This window comes from Ornithinibacillus salinisoli, assembly GCF_042684965.1.
In the GTDB taxonomy this organism is placed as follows: domain Bacteria; phylum Bacillota; class Bacilli; order Bacillales; family Amphibacillaceae; genus Ornithinibacillus; species Ornithinibacillus salinisoli.
Genome location: NZ_JBHUMI010000045.1, coordinates 44950 through 65679 on the forward strand (window position 1 = coordinate 44950; position 20730 = coordinate 65679).

General features: G+C 35.1%; 18 protein-coding genes. 8 read left to right on the forward strand and 10 right to left on the reverse strand.

Annotated elements, in window-relative coordinates:
- The first annotated feature begins 347 nt into the window (after positions 1-347).
- The 3 genes from ACFSTA_RS20225 to ACFSTA_RS20235 are packed head-to-tail and all read left to right on the forward strand — an operon-like array spanning position 348 to position 2360.
- Positions 348-731, forward strand: a complete 384-nt coding sequence (locus ACFSTA_RS20225) for a GntR family transcriptional regulator (protein WP_377558641.1) — start codon at positions 348-350, stop codon at positions 729-731.
- Positions 721-1590, forward strand: coding sequence for an ATP-binding cassette domain-containing protein (locus tag ACFSTA_RS20230; RefSeq protein WP_377558642.1), 870 nt, complete (start codon positions 721-723; stop codon positions 1588-1590). The genes ACFSTA_RS20225 and ACFSTA_RS20230 overlap by 11 nt, the downstream gene beginning before the upstream one ends.
- Complete coding sequence (locus ACFSTA_RS20235; RefSeq protein WP_377558643.1) at positions 1587-2360, forward strand: hypothetical protein; 774 nt, start codon at positions 1587-1589, stop codon at positions 2358-2360. The genes ACFSTA_RS20230 and ACFSTA_RS20235 overlap by 4 nt, the downstream gene beginning before the upstream one ends.
- Before the next feature lie 140 nt (positions 2361-2500).
- Here the strand turns inward: ACFSTA_RS20235 and yeiL are convergent, their stop codons facing one another.
- Positions 2501-3169: a transcriptional regulator YeiL gene (gene yeiL, locus ACFSTA_RS20240; protein ID WP_377558644.1), complete on the reverse strand. Its 669-nt coding sequence runs from the start codon at positions 3167-3169 to the stop codon at positions 2501-2503.
- A gap of 81 nt (positions 3170-3250) precedes the next feature.
- Between yeiL and ACFSTA_RS20245 the strand changes: the two genes are divergently transcribed.
- Positions 3251-4423 (forward strand): MFS transporter, encoded by a 1173-nt coding sequence (locus tag ACFSTA_RS20245; RefSeq protein WP_377558645.1) that lies wholly within the window; start codon positions 3251-3253, stop codon positions 4421-4423.
- 366 nt (positions 4424-4789) lie between these two features.
- On the forward strand, positions 4790-5245 hold the full coding sequence (locus ACFSTA_RS20250) for a ferritin-like domain-containing protein (RefSeq protein WP_377558646.1): 456 nt from the start codon (positions 4790-4792) through the stop codon (positions 5243-5245).
- A 435-nt stretch (positions 5246-5680) separates the two neighbouring features.
- Here the strand turns inward: ACFSTA_RS20250 and ACFSTA_RS20255 are convergent, their stop codons facing one another.
- Complete coding sequence (locus tag ACFSTA_RS20255; protein WP_377558647.1) at positions 5681-6757, reverse strand: helix-turn-helix transcriptional regulator; 1077 nt, start codon at positions 6755-6757, stop codon at positions 5681-5683.
- 645 nt (positions 6758-7402) lie between these two features.
- On the opposite strand from ACFSTA_RS20255, the gene ACFSTA_RS20260 reads away from it, so the two are divergent.
- Complete coding sequence (locus ACFSTA_RS20260; protein WP_377558648.1) at positions 7403-8980, forward strand: Na+/H+ antiporter; 1578 nt, start codon at positions 7403-7405, stop codon at positions 8978-8980.
- Between the two features lie 155 nt (positions 8981-9135).
- Here the strand turns inward: ACFSTA_RS20260 and ACFSTA_RS20265 are convergent, their stop codons facing one another.
- The 5 genes from ACFSTA_RS20265 to ACFSTA_RS20285 all read right to left on the reverse strand — a co-directional run bounded on the left by ACFSTA_RS20265 (position 9136) and on the right by ACFSTA_RS20285 (position 13525).
- The gene (locus tag ACFSTA_RS20265; RefSeq protein ID WP_377558649.1) at positions 9136-9804 is read right to left on the reverse strand and encodes an N-acetylmuramoyl-L-alanine amidase family protein; all 669 of its coding nucleotides are present in this window, start codon (positions 9802-9804) and stop codon (positions 9136-9138) included.
- Between the two features lie 240 nt (positions 9805-10044).
- A complete protein-coding gene (locus ACFSTA_RS20270; protein WP_377558650.1) occupies positions 10045-11145 on the reverse strand; it encodes a sensor histidine kinase in 1101 nt (366 codons plus the stop codon).
- Positions 11138-11845 (reverse strand): VanR-ABDEGLN family response regulator transcription factor, encoded by a 708-nt coding sequence (gene vanR / locus ACFSTA_RS20275; protein WP_377558651.1) that lies wholly within the window; start codon positions 11843-11845, stop codon positions 11138-11140. The genes ACFSTA_RS20270 and vanR overlap by 8 nt, the downstream gene beginning before the upstream one ends.
- Positions 11846-12022: 177 nt before the next feature.
- Complete coding sequence (locus tag ACFSTA_RS20280; protein WP_377558652.1) at positions 12023-12526, reverse strand: restriction endonuclease; 504 nt, start codon at positions 12524-12526, stop codon at positions 12023-12025.
- Between the two features lie 798 nt (positions 12527-13324).
- A complete protein-coding gene (locus ACFSTA_RS20285; protein ID WP_377558653.1) occupies positions 13325-13525 on the reverse strand; it encodes a hypothetical protein in 201 nt (66 codons plus the stop codon).
- A 307-nt stretch (positions 13526-13832) separates the two neighbouring features.
- Between ACFSTA_RS20285 and ACFSTA_RS20290 the strand changes: the two genes are divergently transcribed.
- Both ACFSTA_RS20290 and ACFSTA_RS20295 read left to right on the forward strand, forming a co-directional pair.
- The gene (locus tag ACFSTA_RS20290; protein WP_377558654.1) at positions 13833-14099 is read left to right on the forward strand and encodes a helix-turn-helix transcriptional regulator; all 267 of its coding nucleotides are present in this window, start codon (positions 13833-13835) and stop codon (positions 14097-14099) included.
- Positions 14100-14139: 40 nt separating this feature from the next.
- The gene (locus ACFSTA_RS20295; protein WP_377558655.1) at positions 14140-14610 is read left to right on the forward strand and encodes a competence protein ComK; all 471 of its coding nucleotides are present in this window, start codon (positions 14140-14142) and stop codon (positions 14608-14610) included.
- 1081 nt (positions 14611-15691) lie between these two features.
- Here ACFSTA_RS20295 and ACFSTA_RS20300 read toward each other — a convergent pair.
- From ACFSTA_RS20300 to ACFSTA_RS20310, 3 genes are all read right to left on the reverse strand, one after another.
- Positions 15692-17062 (reverse strand): hypothetical protein, encoded by a 1371-nt coding sequence (locus ACFSTA_RS20300; protein WP_377558656.1) that lies wholly within the window; start codon positions 17060-17062, stop codon positions 15692-15694.
- Between the two features lies 1 nt (position 17063).
- Entirely contained in the window at positions 17064-19808 is a 2745-nt protein-coding gene (locus ACFSTA_RS20305) for a restriction endonuclease subunit M (RefSeq protein ID WP_377558657.1), read from the reverse strand.
- A 100-nt stretch (positions 19809-19908) separates the two neighbouring features.
- Complete coding sequence (locus tag ACFSTA_RS20310; RefSeq protein WP_377558658.1) at positions 19909-20253, reverse strand: helix-turn-helix domain-containing protein; 345 nt, start codon at positions 20251-20253, stop codon at positions 19909-19911.
- Positions 20254-20730: the final 477 nt, after the last annotated feature.

A 20730-nucleotide genomic window follows, 5' to 3' on the forward strand; every position in this document is an offset into this window, starting at 1 on the left:
ACACTTTTTCATATCACTAAAGTTTTTCTAGTGTCTCCATTAAATTGTAGAAATATTTTGCGTCACCCGTTTTGAAGTAGTTGTACCACGCCTCGAGAGTTTCTTCAGTAAAGACATCTAATTTTGCCAATATCCAACACTTCCATTGCCGTTACATATAGAAGTAAAAAATTTGAAACGTAAGACAACCCATATGGATCAATCCCATTCCTGCAAGGTGGATTGGCCTATTTTTATTATTTTCATCATTTCCATATTGACTGATTACACATATGCTGTTATGGTTATACACATAAGTATATAACCGTATGAGTGTATAACAAAACGAAGGATAGTGGGAGATAAAAATGAGAGGTCCGTTTGTCCAAGATAAACCAATATATGTCCAGGTTCGCGAAATAATCGAAGATCAGATTATTAATCATCAGCTAAAAGAAGAGGAACAGGCGCCATCTACTAATCAGTTGGTTGATTTTTATAAAATTAACCATGCCACTGTATCAAAAGGAATTAACCCATTGGTGGATGAAGGTATTCTTTACAAGAAGAGGGGAATTGGAATGTTTGTTGCTGTTGGGGCGAGAGAAAAATTGATTGAGAAGCGAAAGGCATCCTTTATGGAGGATTATATTGTCAAATTGGTTCATGAAGCTGACAAGCTAGAAATTGAGGAAAATGACATTATTCGTTTAATAAAAAAAGTAAAAAGAGGTGATACCAATGAACATTAAAGTGGAAAACCTTAGTTTAAGCTATAGCAACCATACAGCTCTGGAAGATGTAACATGTGAGCTAAACGAAAAGAAAATATATGGACTACTAGGTAGAAATGGTGCTGGTAAAACAACCCTTTTATCCATTCTTGCCTCATTTAATAAACCCTCCAAGGGGTCAGTTACCATCGATGGAGAAGATCCATTTGAGAATGCAAACATCATGCAGCAAGTAGCCTTTTTATATGATAAAAGCTATAAAGAAGAGTCGAGTCATGTAATAAATTTACTGAAAGACGTTCAGAGATATCGACCCAATTTTGATATGAGCTATGCGGAAGATCTTATAGAGAAATTTAAACTCAACAAAAAGAAACCGATCAAACATTTTTCAAAAGGAATGCAATCTGCACTTAATGTCATCATCGGGTTAGCGAGTAGAACACCGGTCACGATATTTGATGAGGTATACCTAGGTATGGATGCTCCGTCGAGAGATATATTTTATAAAGAATTATTACAAGATCAACATGATCATCCGAGAATTATGATCCTCTCGACCCATCTCGTATCTGAAATGGATTATTTATTTGATGAGGTCATTTTATTAAACAAAGGCAAAATCCTTCTTCAAGAGGAATTCCATTCCCTTATGTCAAAAGGAGCAACTATTACTGGAAATACAGAAATCGTAGATGATTTTGTGCAGTCCATGAACCAAATTAACTTCAAACAGTTAGGCGGTACGAAATCGGTAATGATTTACGGAGAACTTCGTGACGATAAGAAACAAGCTGCATTGGATAAGGGTCTTGAAGTAACACCCATCCCCCTTCATGATTTATTTATCCATTTAACCGAGGAGGAAAACAAATGAAGAATAATGCAATCTATCTTAAAGTTACGAAGGATATGTTTTGGGTTCAAATGGTCTGGGCATTTGGTGTTTTCGGTGTCATGTTGATCATACAGATTGGTAAGCTAATACTCGGCGCCAATCAAGGAGACGCCCCAGATAATTTCTATAGTTCATTCTTTATCGTAGCCAACTTTTTTACATTCATTATTGGGATCATATCCATTTCCTTTCTCCCGCATTATGTAGGAAATGGTGTAACAAGGAAGGATTACTTTAAAGGAGCGTCTTTGGCATCCATTGGTTTAGCTATTATTCTTCCAATAATAGCCTTGGTCATATCTGTATTAACACAATTTATTTTACAGAATGTAGCAAGTATGACCTTTAAAGAACCAAACTTTGACTCATTTGGAAGCGATAGTAATCTAATAGGAGACATTATTCAGTTTCTTATTTTAACTCCTTACGTTAACCCTGAAAATAATGTGATTTTAGCGCTTGGCATATTTAGTTTAAATATTTTAATGTATTATTTAGCTGGTTGGTTGATCGGTGCAGCATTTTACCGGTTTCATACTATTATCGGGTTAGGATTTATTCTACTTGCAATAGTTATCTTAACGTTTGAGAACGTACTAGTGAGAAACACACTGAATTTACCAGTACTTGAAAACTATTCATTCATCGAGTTACCAGTAAACATTGCAGTGCCCGTTATATTTTTACTCGTTATCCTGTTGATTTGGTTGATCCGCTCGCTAACTAAAAACGTTACGATTAAAATGTAAGCCTTAGAAAAAAATAAGATTTTACCTGACCTCAACTGGTTCGCATTTGCTATGCGAAAGTTGAGGTCTACCTTTTTAAGTGGTGAATCAGGATCCTCTCTTTATTCTTACGGAACAACAAATTTTCATCTAAATGGTTGCTAATTCCTCAACACCCCGGCAAGTTCATACAAGGAATCATACTGGTTAATTTGATAGTTCCGTCCTTCCTTTTGCAAGTATCCTTTATCGCAAAATTGTGTAAGCACATGCAATAAGTGCCGATAGGATACACCTAAATAATCACAAACCGTCACGTGTTTCTCCTTATATATCCCTTTATCTCCAGTTTGCAGAATAAAATCCGCTAGCCGGTTTTCAAGTGGGAATGCTAGACTTTGTGTATACTTCGCTGCCATAAGTGTTGCCTTCACACTTAAAAACTTAGTTAATTCTCTTAGAAATTTCGCATCTTCCAACAATTGTTTGCGATAGTAATGGATAGGAAGCGCAAAACAAATAGTCTTCGTTGAGGCTTGGATTCCTTTTGTATAGTACACATCATGTAATAATTCCATTTCCCCAATATAGTCATTGGCATTGATAAAATTAATTAAAGATACTTTCCCATTTTGATGTGTTATATATATCTTCGCTTTCCCCTCCATAACATAAAATAGAAAATCAGGTCTCATTCCTTCCTGTATAATCCAATCATCTCGTTGATATTCATGTACTTCCATAAACTCTTCGACTGGGAAGGAAAATAAATGTGCTATAGAGTTCTTTTCCAAATATAGTCGCTTCTTCTCACCTTTATAAATTTCCATCATTCACCTCAAAATATGAGATATCTCATATTATTCGCATCTACTTCCATGATACCATGCAATCAATGAGGGGGATATAGAATGAACACACAACGGTGGATGAGTATAAAGTTTTTTAGTTTCTTTTTGACATGGGGCATTTTTCTACCCTATTGGGCAGGTTGGATGATTAATACAAAAGGGATTTCAGTTTCAGAAGCTAGTTTGATAATGAGCTTTGGATTGATTGCAAGAGGACTTTCTACATTATTTGCATTTCCTTATTTATCAGGGAAGCTCAGCAGTAAACTGATATTACATATAGCGGGAATTGGTACACTGGTTGCTATTATCTGTTATATTCCGGCGAGTTCTTTTGCTAGTTTACTAATAGTAACGATCGTATTACATATATTTTATCCAACGCTGATGCCTGCGTTAGATAGTGCTGCCGGTGTCCTCGTGCAAAGCAAACAATTAAGACATTATGGAAGAAGTCGTCAGTGGGGATCCATTGGGTTTGTCTCCGTCGGTATGATTTTAACCATTTTTACTGGGATGCTTGGTGATGAAGTGATTTTATGGGCACTGTTACTTGGTATAGCTGGATTTGTGTGTCTTGGTTTTATGCGTGCACCTGTTATTTTATCGGAAAAGCCACAAGTAGACCAAACACAAAAGGGAGGCATGTTACATTTATTCCGTATTAAACACTTTAGCCTGGTAATCCTTATTGTCATTTTACTGCAAGCGGCACATGCTACTTATTACAATTACGGCTATATATTTCTACAAGAAATCAACGCACCAATGTACTTGATTGGTCTCATTATCAACATTGCGGTGATTGCAGAAATCATCTTCTTCTCCATTGCAGATAAAAGATTTAATAAATTTTCCGTAGGCTCTTTACTGACACTTGCAGCAATTGGTTCAACTGTACGTTGGATATTAGTGTTTGCCTTTCCAAGTGTGATCATTTTCTGTATCGCGCAAACCTTACATGCATTCTCGTTCGCAATGGCACATTATGCCTTTATGAAATACTTAATCAAAAATATTCCACATGCACAGATACCGAAAGCACAAGGTATTTATTCTGCATTGGCACTAAGCTGGAGTACTGCTGTATTCACCATCTTTGGTGGTTATTTATACGAAATCGAACCAAGATTTGCTTTTATTGGAATGATTGTTTGTACTATTCCGGGTATGGTGCTTGCGTTAGTATATCGGAGACTGGAAGTTAGAATGAAAGCTAAACCTTCAATTTAGGTCATTATCTAGAAGTTCGTTTAGCTGACTCAATCTTTTCAGCTGTTCAGGCTTTAATTCTTTCGGTATAAGTATATTTTTGTTTTTTTCCACAATAAAATAAAACAGGTTTATCTGCTTTGGATTAGCCTCTCCTATTTTGGTAGATTTTTTCACGTATTTTAGGAGAAACCTCAATTACTTGTGGTACGGTTCATCACCTTATTTATGGTAAAGCAGGGTACATATAGTTTTCCTTATGTCCGATAAATTCTTTTATCCTAACACTAAAGATTAACAATACATTTAGCAAAAACCCCTCAATATACACACCGACCTATATACAATGCATAGAATAAGTCATAAGTTATAAAAAGGAGGACAATTATGTATTCAAATCAACCATATTATTTTCCATATTATAATGATTTTTATCGGTCGGCACCTGATACTCAACTTCTAAATGATATCCAAAAAGCAATTAATGCTGAGTACAGTGCAATTTCTTGTTATGAGAAATTAGCTAGCATGGCGCCTACACAAGATACTAGGGACAAAATAATTGAAATACAAAAAGATGAAAAAAGACATTTTGAAGAATTTATTAGAATTTTTATGAATTTAGCCGACAGGCAGCCAACTTATCAAATCATTGAGGAATGTCCAGACAATTATAGTGCAGGCATTGACTTTGCCTTTAAAGATGAACAAGAAGCTGTCGATTTTTATTTAGATATCGCAGATAAAGCACAGGATAGGACAATCAAGGATAGGTTTCGTCGTGCAGCATCAGATGAACAAAATCACGCTGTCTGGTTTTTGTTTTTCTTGTCGGTAAAATAAAGGACTATCAATACTTATAGACAAATTGAAGATTATGGTACTACAGGGGCTTTAAGCGATCCTTCTTTAACCTTACCTCAAATGTTGCTCTTAAGGACGAGTATCTTGCCTAATCAAGATATAATATCGGAATCTTTGCTATGAAGCAGGTGTACAAGGGGAAATAGATAACATATCTATTTACAAAAGTTTCTATCCCAGAACATCCAAATGAACGTATACAAGAACATTTTTAACCGATCAGCCGCACTACGTTTTTGGTTTTAGAACAGATACTGAATCGTAGAACAAAAGTATATGAAAAAAATAATTAAACAAACGAAAAAATAAAAATGTTACGCATTTTTTCGCCCCAAAAACCACAAGTACCCTTATCATCAGGACTCTTGTGGTTTTCACTGTCAAACTTGAGATTATATCTTTTGATTTATTCATTCACTTTATTTGATCAATCAACCTCATATATTGTGAATCCCCATATCCTAATGTTGGAAAAACCTCGAATAATCGCTTAAGCAATTCGGACGAAGGTAAATGTTTATTTTTTAAAATATATCTTCTGACCTTGTTATTTTCTGTCTGCATTTCTAAAAATAACTCTATAGCTTGATACATCACTGGCGGTACTTCATTAGTTGGTTTTAAATGATTGACCAATACTTCTTCATAGACGGAATAATAGTTACCTAAAGTAAGCTCCGTTTGGCTTACTTTAAATTCATCCTCTCTAAAGCTATTTAAGAATATTTTACCTCTATACTGAGACTGTTCAAGATAGGCAAGGATCGTTAGAAGATTCATTTGACAAAACATATCTTCCCCAAACCATAAAACAATATAGTCATAGCTTTTCTCGAACAGATTATTTAAGGGCTTTATTACCTTGTTTCTGTATTTTTTTTCAGAATCACCATGTCCTGCTGCTCTTGTTTGAATAAACGCATGATCGAAAACAGATGTTGTCGTCGCATTTACACACATTGCTTCATTGAACGGTGAGTAATCAGAGTCTCCCATTAGCTTTTTATTTTTAAATTCCTCATATATTACTTGACCGTTCAATATGTTCAGTACATTTTGGTCAAATAATTCTCTCCTCCTATTTTTTAATTGTTCAACCTCAGTTTCTCTAGACATATTCACTCTACAACCATCCTCACCCTGATTAATAGTGAGCTTAGCATATGATTGAACAGGCATTTGATTGAGTTGAAATTCTTTTGGACTAACACCAAAAATTGTTTTAAAAGCCCTGCTATAGGATTCTTGGGATGAATAATGATAATCAAATGCAATATCGATTATCTTCCGATTATTTGCTAAATCTTCCGTAGATAAATACAGCCTTCTTAGAAGAATATAGCGTCTAATGCTAACACCTGTTACCTGATGGAATTTAAAAGAACAATAATAAGGGGAGTACCCCATATAACTAGCTAAATCCTCTAACGAAAATTCTTCTTTAAATTTCCCCTCAATCCAATCAATCATTAACTGTATATATTCATTCATTTGCCTCACTCCTGAATAAAATTATAGATGACATCGACTTTATTATTTTGATAGTTGTTGTGCTTTAAATACTATTCCACAAATATATTTCCATTTAAGCATAAATAAGAAATTCTTATAAAGAAAAGCCTATCTGAACTTATTTGTCTTGGATAGGCTGGAATAAGCTAATGTATTGATAGACTTCATCATTATCATTTTCATCATGACCCTATAATAGTTGCTAACAAGATTAAAAAAATGAAATTTTTAGTAGACCACTTCATTATATATGATGGATTGGAAACAATAATTGATAAGAAATTTGATTCAATCACGCTTTCGCAAACTATCTCACGTGGGATTTGCCCACTGGTTAACAGGCAGTGCGCAATCGATTTATACATCGGACTTTTTAAGTTATTTATCTATGGAAACCACGGATAACGGACATAATAATTGGAGCAGTTAATCCAGATGAAATTTACTCAGCTGAATATTTGTTGAATAGTTTTGGATTGGCGAGCATTGTAGTAGGCGGTAGAGTTGCTAGGAATGATTTGGGAATGCCTGTCTCTTTTAGTTCCCTTATTCACATGAATCATAATGTATTTCTTATGTAGCAAGGATGAAAAGTACCGTAAAGCAATAAGGGAGGAACGAATCGTGCATGATTTAGATTTACATCATATATTTGAACTCGGACTTATTTTAGTTATGATTGCAGCTGGCATTACGGCGATTGCAAAAAAGTTCAAACAGCCTTATCCCATTGCTTTAGTCATTGTTGGGGCAATCATTGGTCTTGTCAACATTCCGGTATTGGAACCATTAAAGGACTTTATTACAGAAGGGGAAGTTTTCAATTTTGTCATTATTACGTTGTTCTTGCCTGCTCTATTGGGAGAAGCAGCATTGAAGCTGCCCTTTTCACACTTAAATGATAATAAAAAACCTATTCTTACACTGGCATTTGGCGGAACTTTTTTATCTTTTATCATCATCGGTTTTTCTTCTACTTGGCTTTTACAGTTTTCACTCCCTGCCGCCTTTGTATTTGCAGCGATAATGAGTGCAACTGATCCGGTTAGTGTTTTGTCTATCTTTAAAAGCGTAGGTGTTAAAAAAAGGCTTGCTACTGTCATTGAAGGAGAAAGCTTGTTTAATGATGGACTAGCAGTTGTCTTATTTAACATATCGGCTTTTTCCTTAATCTCCTATATCGATCTTGGGCTTTTAGGAGCAGGTTATGGCATATGGGAATTTATTAAAGTAGTAGCATTAGGTCTGATAATCGGTGCTTTACTAGGCTATGGGTTCTCACATCTAACAAGATTTTTTGATGATTACCCATTGGAGATCATATTTAGTATCATTCTCTTTTACGGCTCCTTCTTACTTGCTGAAAGTGTTGAAGCATCCGGTGTAATTGCCGTTGTTGTTGCCGCACTTATATTTGGAAACTATGGTTCAAAAATCGGAATGAGCCCTGCAACCAAATTAAATATTAATAATTTTTGGGATGTAGCAACACTGCTTGCAAATTCCCTCGTCTTCTTAATGGTGGGGTTGGAAATTACAAGAATCAACGTCGCAGAAAACTGGGGACTGATTTTTATCGCCATTTTAATCGTACTTATTGCCAGAAGCATTACGGTATATTGTAGCCTTTTTTTCATCAAGAATATCCCACTTTCCTGGAAGCATATACTCAATTGGGGCGGTCTGAAGGGATCATTATCCATCGCTCTAGTACTTAGTCTTCCGAGAGATTTTGAAGGGCGGGAAGAAATCTTGCTCCTGGCTTTTAGTGTGGTATTGTTCTCCCTTGTTGTACAAGGCTTATCCATCAAACCACTTATTTCTTGGTTAGGCGTGAATAAAATAGAAAATGGCAATCAAGCGTATGAAGTATTTATTGCACGTGCCCATCGATTTGAAACAGGTATTCAGGAAATCATAAATGTTAGAAAGAAATTATTTGTATCAGAAGTGGTATCAAAAGAGATTATCGATGAATACGAAAAACAGCGTACGACATTGCACAATGATATAAAGGAGCTTTTCCATAACCATCCTGAACTAAAAGAAAAACAGAAAGTGGCACTATTGAAACATTCATTATATGCGCAACACGAAGCAATTGACCATTTGTTAAGAGAAGAGATCATTTCCAGTGAAGTTGCGGAAAAAGAGCAGGACTTGATAACAAATAAAATTGTGGAGCTAGAGGATGATCATTAATATGGCATTATGGGGGAAATGGAAATTGTGAAATGAGAAATTCTTAATACCAGCCCCCCTGATCTGCCTCTAAATGAAGTTTCTAATTAAATATAGCCCAAATCCTAGCGTATCTCTGCCCCGCTTTAGTGCCTGTAAAATTTGCTCCAATCCACTTAAGATTCCAACTGATATTCTTTAATTCCTTCTACAATTGCAGAAGCAACGCGATTTTGAAATGTATCATTCAACATTTCACTCTCATCATTTGGATTCGTTAAATATCCTATCTCTAGCAAAACAGCTGGCATCTCCGTATCCTTAACAACAAAGAATTCTTCCTTTTTGACCCCACGATTTTTAAAACCAGTAGCTGCAACCACATGCTCATGCACGATCTTAGCAAACGAAAGGGAGTTCTTGTGATAATAAAATGTCTCTGTACCAGAAACATTACTATCCGTAAACGTGTTCCCGTGAATAGATATAAATACATCTGCATTTAAATCATTAGCAAACGTTGGCCTATACCGACTTTCTTGAGATATATAACTATCATCTGATCTTGTCATATAAACTTCCATATCTGTTTCTTGCTCCAATAGTTCCTTTACCTTCATAGATAAGCTTAATGTAAAGCTTTTTTCATATTGACCACTTGCACCTGTAGCTCCAACGTCTTTACCTCCATGCCCAGGGTCAATCACAACTTTATAGGTTGAATCTAAACTGTTGTTGTCTTTGGTTATCTTATCGTTCGTTTGATTATTATCCTCGCTATTACAAGCTGAACAAAGCAGTATGAAAAGAATGATTACTGTAACATTATATATTTTATTTCCCATATTTTAACCTTCTCGCTTTCTCAATTTTAATTAGCGTTCAAGTTTTTTGTTTTATATTTTTCTACGTTATCCTACTAATAGATTTGCTCTACCACTTACACCCCTTTTTAAGTAATTCCATATAAAAACAAAAAACACTTACTGACTTAGTACTTAAATCGTACCAATTCAGTAAGTGTAGTTCTTTCGTTTATTTAGATAAAAATCATACTTTTTTCTATAAAAATTCCTACAAAATTCTTACGAAGCTTCCGGTAAAAAAACCGTAAATCTAATGGTTTCGTTTTCACTAAAAACCGTTATAGAGCCTTGATGTTTTTCAACAATTTCCTTTGCAATAGCAAGCCCTAAGCCCGCACCCCCAGTATTCGTACCACGGGAGACATCAAGTCGATAGAACTGTTCAAAAATGCGGCTTTGCTTTTCCTGTGAAATGGTGTTCCCTCGATTTTCAAAATGAACCACTACTCCGTCATCCTTTTTCTCCGCAACAATTTTAACTGTACAATTTTCAAAGCTGTAATTAATAGCATTGCGGATCAAATTATCGAAGACCCGTTCCATTTTATTTACATCACATTTAATTTCAATATTTGGCTCCATTTGCAAGGAGCACTCAAGATTTTTGGTAGCTAGCATTGGCTGAAATTCATATGTGATTTGTTCTAGCATCCTCGTTAAATTCACTCGAGATTGATCAAGTGATAATTGACTAAGGTTAAAGCGAGTAATCTCAAAAAATTCATTAATTAAATCCTCTAAACGCTCCGCTTTTTCTAAAGAAATGGACAAATATTTCTCGCGAAGTTTCTCGGATATTTCCTTCTCATCCCTTAACAAGGTTAAATAACCGATGACTGAGGTAAGTGGTGTCTTTAGATCATGAGCAAGATAAACAATCAAATCACTTTTTCGCTGTTCCGCTTCTTTTGCAAATCGGGCGTTACGAATAGCTTCTTGTTTCACCTGATTCATCTGATCTTCTACCTGTTTTAATTCTACTGGTAGATGAATCAGATTATCGTTTGTTTCCACCAGCTCATTACTCGCTTCAACAACGGTATCGATATATCGAAGCGTCTTTTTCCAGTGTAAAAGGAAAATGAGAATGAACCCGATTACCCAGCATGTTAATAGAATGGGGACTTTATTGATATCTATTTGATGAAGTATTCCATATAGGAAGTCACCTTCATACCATGTAAACCTAGTTATGATGTAAGTAGCTGTTAAAAAAACAATGCCTAATATTACCGTAAACAGGACTAATGAGATAAACATGCGTGTAAAAATTACCTTTGTTAACTCTCGCCCTGAGGGACTATTCTTTTCCTTACTCAATCGTGTATCCAACCCCCCACACCGTTTTAATAAACTTCGGATTCCTAGATGGTTCGTTCATTTTTTCTCGTAGCCTTCTAATATGAGCCATCACTGTGTTATTGTTATCTATATATTTTTCGCCCCATACAGCTTCAAAAAGATCTTCTGAGGAAACGACCTTCCCTCTATTTTCACACAAATACCATAAAATCGAAAACTCAATAGGAGTCAAAGATATCTGTTTTCCATACAGCGTACATTTACGCGTGTCACTATTAATCGTTAGTCCAGCGAAATCATATTCTTTTATATGATCTAAATGTACTTCATCCATAGAATCATTGACATTGTAACGCTTATAACGTCTCAACTGTGCCTTAGCCCGTGCCACCATTTCAAGCGGATTGAATGGCTTCGTAATATAATCATCAGCACCAAGCGTAAGACCATTAATCTTGTCCATGTCTTCCACCTTAGCTGTTAACATGATAACTGGATAATTATAATTCTCCCGTATTTTTTGGCATATCGAAAACCCATTAACATCCGGAAGCATTATATCCAGTATAGCGAGATCATATTGATTAACCGTTATACTTTCCAGTGCTTCTTTTCCTGAGTGTATTACCGTAACTGTGTATCCTTCGTTCGAAAGATATAACTTTACTAAGTCTGCAATTTCCTTTTCATCATCCACCACTAAAATATTTGTACTCATCCTACTCACCTTTTATATTAAATACTCATACAAAGCAAACCGAAAAATTCCTCCATATTATACGTGGATTATAACATAATATTATGGAATGTAATGTGAAATCGGACATTCTCCTTAAAAAACGGGGTTAGGCCTTAACATCGGCAATCCCATGAGTTTGGCTAAATTTCTTACCTCTTATATTAACTCTGGCACATAAATCTTTCTCAAAGGAACTAGCGCCTTTACCGTACCTGGCATCTCCTCATACCACTCCACAACCATTCGTATTAGTTCATCTAGGTCGATAATCCGAACAGAAGCTTGACTGGCAACACTTAACGCATTCGGTGTAAAGCCACTAGTGGATATAAAGAGACTCCTAGCATCCAATGGATTGGCACCTATTAATTGTTGGACTTCCTTAGAAGCCACTTTCTTTTTCCTATGCTTAACTTGTACCTTTATCATTGGTTTTTCCATTCCCAAGGCATCATTATAAGCTAATACATCTACTCCACCATCGGGACCCTTACCCCTATCTTCCGCATGAAAGCCCATTGCAACTAGTAATCCTGCTACTAGTTTTTGCATTTCCCATGGGTCTAGATCTTCAATATTATCTTTTATAACATTTAAGACTACATCCTCCTCCCTGAGTATGTATCTCAACAATTCTCTACGATCTTCTATTAAAGTCATCCAATACTGCCTAATTAGTAACCCTCCTCTCATTTAAAATTTGTTTTGTTATGTCTAGAGATTGTACAATATCACCCGAATTGTATTTTTCCAACATGTGCTTGTCCGTTTGCCCCTCCGCCTGCTGGTTCATGGTGTAGTCCATCGTTCCTTTCACATCTTTTCCACCTCATTCATCATACCTTCTAAAACAATCCTCCTTCATTTATATAATCGTTTCATTTGATAAAAAGGTGGCATATTACTACCATTCGGGTGTCATTCTAGTAGCCACGGTAAAATCCTCGATCCATGCAGCCTTATTATCAATATGTGACAATGTATGCTTAAAATTGCCGAAGATGAGGATAACGTCTTCCTCTCCATCAGATCCTAAAATGCATTAAAATTCTTTAATATAACTCATCTATGTATCTTCCTTTCTATTAAATAGATGGGGATAATCCCCCAAATCTATTATTTATAAACCTACATAATTATCGAGTATCCCAGAAGCCCGCAATTTCTATTTAGCCTCTCTCGACCAGCTCTTTATTGCATCAACACATACTCCCTCTAGCTCAGCAATCTCCTTCTGCAACAACTCTTGAATGAAGTAATAGTCTACCCACTTCCTGATTAGGGCTTAGAATCTTCTTTACTTTCTCCCACACCACTGTATCTGCTACCTCAATATCCTTAGGTGTTATAAGAGGCACGCTACTAGTCGTAGATTGATTGCAATCCTGCATATCAATGCTCTTTTTTTGAGCATAAGTTTCATTGATTTTCTGTATTCTAGCTCTACTTCGAATCATATCAATCAATCGATTCCGAATCACAAAATTGAAGTAAGTTGAAAGTGGAATCTGGTTGATAGTTTTTATAAGCAAGCCACATTGCATAAAGCCCCTCTACATAAAACTCGTTATACGGATCTCTACGCAGCTTATGAATGTGATAGTGTATTCGATTTTCATTTTGTTTAAATATTTCTTCATACGTGCATTTATTATCCATCTAACATTCTCCTACCTGAATTATTTGTACCGGCAACAAAAGAATAAATGGAGTAATAGAAATTGTCACATCGCCTAACTATGGGAGATATCAATGCAAAATTGAATTATCTCTTAGGAAAATTCATTTTTGCTGAAAAAATGAAGCTACAAATTCAATTTCGGGAGGGGGTATGAAAGTTAAGTAGTATTTTATTAAAAAATTAAAAACCCATTAAATAATTCCATAATTTGTAAAAATACATACGTTCGTTTGTGGTCTAATCGTTTATCTCCTACGAAAATGAGTACAAAAAGGACGTGCCCTGGTGGAAAAAGAGCAGCTGCAATTAATATCTCATATTTTTGGAAATGAACTTAGAAAAATTCGTGATATTGAAAAAGATGTCACTCAAGAGCGATTCGCTCAAGATACCGGGATTGGCCCTGAGCATATTGGCGAGATAGAGAGAGGTTCAAGATTACCACGTATTGAGACCTTATTGAGGTTACGGCATGCTGGGGTAGATATTAATCTTATATTCGATCAGATTATTCAAGAGTTGGATAATAATGGTTTTGATTTAACAAAGTAACCCAGCAAAATACTAGCTTTTAAGAAGGAAGTTCTATCATATGAGTAGTTTAGTAATGTCTCATTATGAAATAAACGAACAAACAATGGCTCTAATCCCCGCTAACTATACTGACTATCAGACTATCGCAATGGAAACAGATAAAAAACTATACATAAAGAAAACCCCTTTTCAAATAATCGAAAGAGGTTGTTTGAATAACTTTAGTTCTTTTGAAGGCAGAAGAAATTCAGTTAACTATCTAACTGGTTTTAAGAGGAAAGCACCTATACCAATAAGTGTATACCGAAATATTTACGCCTTCCCCACTCACGCTTTGAAGGACTGGGATTGTTGTTGGATATTCTATCATCATGTAGAGAGTGTTGTGAAAGTTAAATCTAATCATTCCGTGATTTTGCTTAAAAATGGGACTCAAGTGTCTATTGATATACCTAGGTTAGAGTTGTTAAAGCAAATGGAAAGGACAAGTTATATTTTATTCATTTCAAGAGATGGTCTTAGGAGCTAATTCACTAAAGAAGGTGTAACATTCCATTATTTCCTTGTAGGTACCTTTATCTTTGATAGTATAGATGGTATCTGGACTGTAGCACTTCTGGTGTATAACGGTATATAAGTCGTCTAAGAAAACCTGATCTTTCATTTTGTATAGTCTATTACATTTCGGGCATCGTATTCGGTCGAAATCGTGGTTCATTTTTATCACTCCGATTAATCTAATTTTCTTATTAATTCAACATAATCTTTGTTTTTCCTGCTAGTTGACTATAGAATTTCAGTTTCTTTTTTAATAGCCTTAAGATATAGGATTTGGGTTAATGGTATTAACTCGGTTAAACAATAATTTATATGCCTACTTATTTATGTATGGTGAGATTCGTGAGTATTTCGGACATAATGAGCCACTAGTACGAAGTTTAGAGCCACTGAATGCGGACATCTGTGCCAGTAAGTAGGGGAACAGATCCACTATCATTATATATACAAATACCTTATTAAACAGTGATAGGAACAATCTATTGCCAAAAGTAGTGCAAATTTGGTAGTCCGCCCTCATTGACTTAACTTTTATCCGTATTGTGGTACTGTTGCAGGCGTGGCAAAATTAACGCCTAAGAGGCACACCTGCTATAAAAGGATAACGGACAAATCGATTCTAAGCAATCACTGGTGGGGCCCTGCCCCCTTCCACCGCCTGCTAAGAACCGGACGTTACAGTCAATGGTAAACAGCTCTGCTGTGTGGCTATGGCTCTATTCTATAAATGAGTAGTTCTACTAGTGGTTTGCAGTACCGCAATTGATGGCTCTTTTTTCCGCAATGATCGTCTCAAAACTCCGCATAAGTGACTCAATTTACTGTATCAATTGAAAGGTAGCAGTTTTACATTCTGCCAATAATATATTTAGTGCATAGAAAAAGGATGGGTGTTATAACACCCATCCTTTATTATTTCTGCTCAATTTGATACGTGCCTAAACCCATTGATGCCCAAAGGATTCAGACTCTTCACAATGATGATTACAACTGACCTCAGACCTGATTGGCAACAATATTAGATGCAAATCGGAGTTTTGCAATTCATAAAATTAATTCTGTTTAGGAAGAGGGTTCATTTCTTCTATCCAAGTTTCTACCTTGTTAATTGCAGTTTGAATTAGTTCTACTGATTTCTGCTTTGATGAAAAATATTTTTTCATATTGTCAGCAATTTTTTCTTCCTCATGACCTAATCGTGGTATAAGTGTTTTCGCTACATCGGATGGCGATAGGTGTCCATTAGTAGACCCAGTTATCCACCTATAAAATTGGTTCTGACCCACGCTACTTTGAAGAACAGCTAATAAGTAATACGGATCTATATTCTTTGCTCTTAACCTCAACATATCTCCAGAGAAAGTAACAGTATCATATTTTTGAATTATACCTATCTTACCAATAGTTGCCCCAGTTACTGCAAGAAGCAAATCATATTTGTTAGCCAATGAATTCTTAGACTCACTTATTAAACCTAGAGAATTAGTCACTATCTCATAATTTTTTATGTCCTTAATACTCGCATAATTGATATCACCATTTGACACGGCATCTTGTTGTGTCCCCTTAAGAATTGGCTCAATTAGCTCTCTCAAATACTGATAATCGCTATTATTCTTAATCGCATCTTCATATTTTGTATACTCTGGATTCATACATTGTGCATCCATTCTTCTTACTTTAATTAAATCAGAGTTACTTACTATATACTTGTTTAGATTCCCTTTATTATCTACTTCGAAATTCAGTTTTCCAGCTATTGTACTTTGAACATCTTTAAAAAAATTATTTGAATTAACTAACTCGTTATACGCTTTATGGAGTAGCGTTTTTATTTGTTGTTGTTTTGGCATATCAACAAGTACGGTTTTTAGCATTCTCAATTGTTTCATACTTAACCATGGTTGAACATTGCCGGTTGCGAATCTTTCTACCTGTTTTAATCCAAATTTCGTTGACCAGAAAACAACAAAATACTCTGGTAGATGATTTGGATTTTTCAATCTAATATTTACAACATTATCATTTGAATTAAAACCTTCATGCTCTGGAAAAATAAGAGTTGCACCTCCAATTTTTCCTTTTCGAGCCATTAAGATATCACCATTTTGTGTTTGTGTTTTGACTAAATTAGAATGTGCTTTTTCAGAAATAAATTGTAAGTCATTAGTTTCAAGGAAAATATCACCGACATTGCCTGAACGTATATACGGAACCACTTTTGGGTTGTTATCATTGAGTATCTCAAAAATTCTCTTAAAAGCTCCGTTAGATTGTAAATCAACAGTTTCAGAGATATCGGACAGTTTTTGCCCTTCATTAGTGAATGCCTCTAGTTCTTGGTACTCTTCTTTGTAAAATTCAGCATCAAAACGGTTATGGCTTTTAACTTCTGAAATGTTTAATGTACTATATAAAGCCATATTAATCCTCCCAGAAACTAAATTTTTGCTCTTTAGCAAATTTAATAAATGCTTCTGCAACATTAAGTTCTGACTCATTTATATTGTCAATTTCATTAAGGTCATCAATACTAATGTTATAGTTCACCAAATCTTGATCTACAATTGGACCATCTTGATTTTTGGAAATACTTCCATCAGCATTTAAAACGTATACGTAATCTCCAGAGTTATTTTTCCCTCCAACTTCACTAACCGCCATAAAAATAGGATAGTCTAATATGGTAGCAACTTCTCCAATTATAAATCTTTCTTTGAGTTTTTCGAGTAATTTACTATCATTTTTAATTAGCTCTAACCTACCCTTATTTGTTAAACTTTTTAGATTGATCTCAGCTTGCAAAATGCTTTTTGTGACAGAATTTTTTCTATTAGTTAATTGTTTGCGGGCCTCTTGAAAAGATGCTCGAAACTCAGACTCTATTTCTTTATGTTTGGCTTTTATAGGTTTTAGGTGTACATTTAAGTCCTTTTTCAAACCTACCCATTCCTTAGAAATTTTTTCAATTTCAGCGAAAAACCCTTCCCTCAATTCCTGAATTTGTTGATTAATCAACTCACGCTCTTTCTCTATCTCTTCGTATTCAATCTTAAGATTCTCAAGAAATTCTTCGGCATTTTCAATTATATCTTCTATAGCCAATGATTCTTGAATATCATCACTTTCATTAGTATCTGTCTCACCATCATCCAGTTCAATGTCAACTTCAACTTGTCCAAATTCTTCTTGTATTAATTCAGCAATTTCTTCTGGTATTACTTCATCCTTTATTTCATCTTCTTCATTGTGGGCCTTAAGTAAAGCATTAATAATTTCTTCATAGTCTGGACAGCGTGTCTCTACTTCTTCTTCAACCCGTTTGATTTGTTCAAGTTCTGATGAAGTATATTTCTGAATAAATAAAGCAGATGTTTTCGTTCCTGTATGAGGTTTAAAAGTATTAGGGTGTAATCCAATTACTGCCAGTATTCTTGCCTCTTTTTGTATCCAGTTTCTTATGAAATTGAGAGATGAATTGTTAAACTTCCCTTGAGGCAAAATTATAGCTGCTCGCCCACCAGGCTTAAGCATTTTTATTATTCGCTCAATAAAAAGAACATCTCTTTCTTCTTTAGGAACTTTTCCTCCACGAGCTCTACTTAATGCTGGCTTTGCCAACTCAAAGTGTTCCAACAGAGATTTGTTTTTAATTTCTCCAGCGAATGGAGGATTAGAAAGTACGATATCAAATTGTAGTTCATCAAAATAGCTCCAAGCATCGCTCGGATCCGTAATGTCAATATCTACCGCAGGCATATTCTTTAGAAGTCTTTCTTTTCTTAACTCTTCCATTAATGATTTTCCAGAACGCGTATCAAACCATTCTTTTGGATTTAGACCGCTAACGTCTGGTCCAAATATCTTTGTATGCCCATCACCTGCTATCAACATTAAAGCTCTTGAGGTTTTTGCAGCTCTTTCCTCCAGGTCAATTCCCCATAAATATTTAGATGCATATCTACTCATTCTTATTAATCTTTCGTCACTGTTATTTGCTGGGTAACACCACTCCATTGCATGAAGTAAGAATCCTGCAGAGCCACACGCAGGGTCTATGACGTACTCCCTGGATTTTGGATTTAACATTTTCACACACATATCAATCACAAAGCGAGGAGTGAAGAATTGTCCCTTTTTCTTCTTTGCCTCAGTTGGTAAGAGATATTCAAAAGCATCATCCATAATACGCATGTTTGAACCCATTAGTCTGATGTTCACCATAGGACCAATACAAACAGATAGGTGATCTGATTTTAACTCTATTCTTTCCCCTTCTTTAAATATACCTGGCCACTCAGAACTCGCATTTTGGAAAAGTTGATTAATTGTATTATATGTTGTTTCTGGATCCAAACTTTTCTTAAATTTAAGCTCTTTATTCGGTCTATCTCTTTGATTTTCTTCTGCTTCTTTTTCATCCCATATTTTAGCAAATATCAATTTGAAAATCTCATTAAATTCATCTTTTCCTGAATCCGCAAGTACTAATTCCTCCAAATCCTGAATGATCTTTTTAAAGTTGAAGTTTGAAGAAAGCTTGTCAAGTGTAAGTACTGCCTCTAGTAGATCGTTTGGTTCTTGATCTCTATTGGGTATGTCAGTCAAAGTGTCATCAAATTCTTTCGGATATGGTCTATAAAGAATAATTCGCTCACTTCCATTAGACCAAACTCCAATAGGAGAACCTTCAACGTTTAAATAACTCTTTAACTGACCAATGCCATCCTTTCTATTAGGCTTTTTAACTTCTATTATTATTTTTGGCGTTACCTTATCTTTTCTAGTAACGAGTATATCTGCTGACTTTGTTCCTATTTCTACACCAGCCTGTATAGGCTTTTCAACTATAATTTCATCCCACTGGTATCCATAGACGCTATGTAGTTTATAGAGCCATAGCTGTCTAACTATTTCCTCAGGGTTAGATTTACCTTCAGAGTAAACCTGGATTTCTTCTTTGCCAGAATAGAAGTTCTTAAAGCTCTTAATAAAATATTTCACTTTTCCTGAATCCTTACCAGCGGATACTTTTTTCGGGTAAATATTGATAATGTCTTCGATTTCCTTATCTAAATTTAAAAACTCTAATAGCTCGTATCTCACCTTAGGGTCTTTAAAAATTAATTCTAAGACCTCTGTGGTAGATAAAATTCTAGTGTTAGACATGCCTTTTCGCCTCCTTTCTACATTTTATCACATTTTTTTAAAGTAAACTGTTATACCTTCTCTAGTTTGTTCAAAAAAAATACACTCTATATATAGAGTGCTATTCTTTATTTCCAAAAGCCTTGTCAACTGTTTGGATAATTTCGTATAAGCGCTGTTGATCTTCTAAACTTTTGTTTTGTAACAATAATATAATTTGATTTAATACTGACTTTTCCTTCCCTATACTAGGGTCTATAGTACTGAAAAATTCTTCTAATGAAACATTTAATGCTTTAGTCATTTTTACTACACTCTCTAAAATTAAGTTACTTTCTCCTCGCTCCACTTTACCAACAAATGTGTAATGTACTCCAGCTTCATACGACAGTTCTTCTTGGCTCCATCCCTTTTTCTTACGAAGCTCTCTTACTCGATCACCAACTAATGTGTTGATTCTGTCCACTTTTACCACCCATAGGGCAAGTAAATCGCAAATAATACCAATTATGAATATAACAAACTGGTATATTGGTGCATGTACATAAGGGAAAAGTTCTCACATCATGACAAGTTGATCAACATTGCTATTAAGATTTACGCTTATTGTGACTTACCTTTATTAGAGATACTATCTATCACTGGCATAAAACAAACAACATTTTATCGTCATCTACAGGCGCAGGGAGTAGAAAAGAGAAGGTTGGATTCTTCCCAAAGAAAAGATATTTGCGTAGTTGAAGGTTGTCATTCCAAAACTGATAGACGGAATCTCTGTTCTAAACACTACACTCGTTGGTATAGATACGGTGATGTTAGTAGGACAAAGTATAAGAGAAATAGACAGTGACATTAAGGAAGATTAAACATGATGTTTATATTACTATATGAATTTTGCTTAATTTTTTAAAAAGCAGTTAAAGAGTGGAAGCCAGCAAGGTGC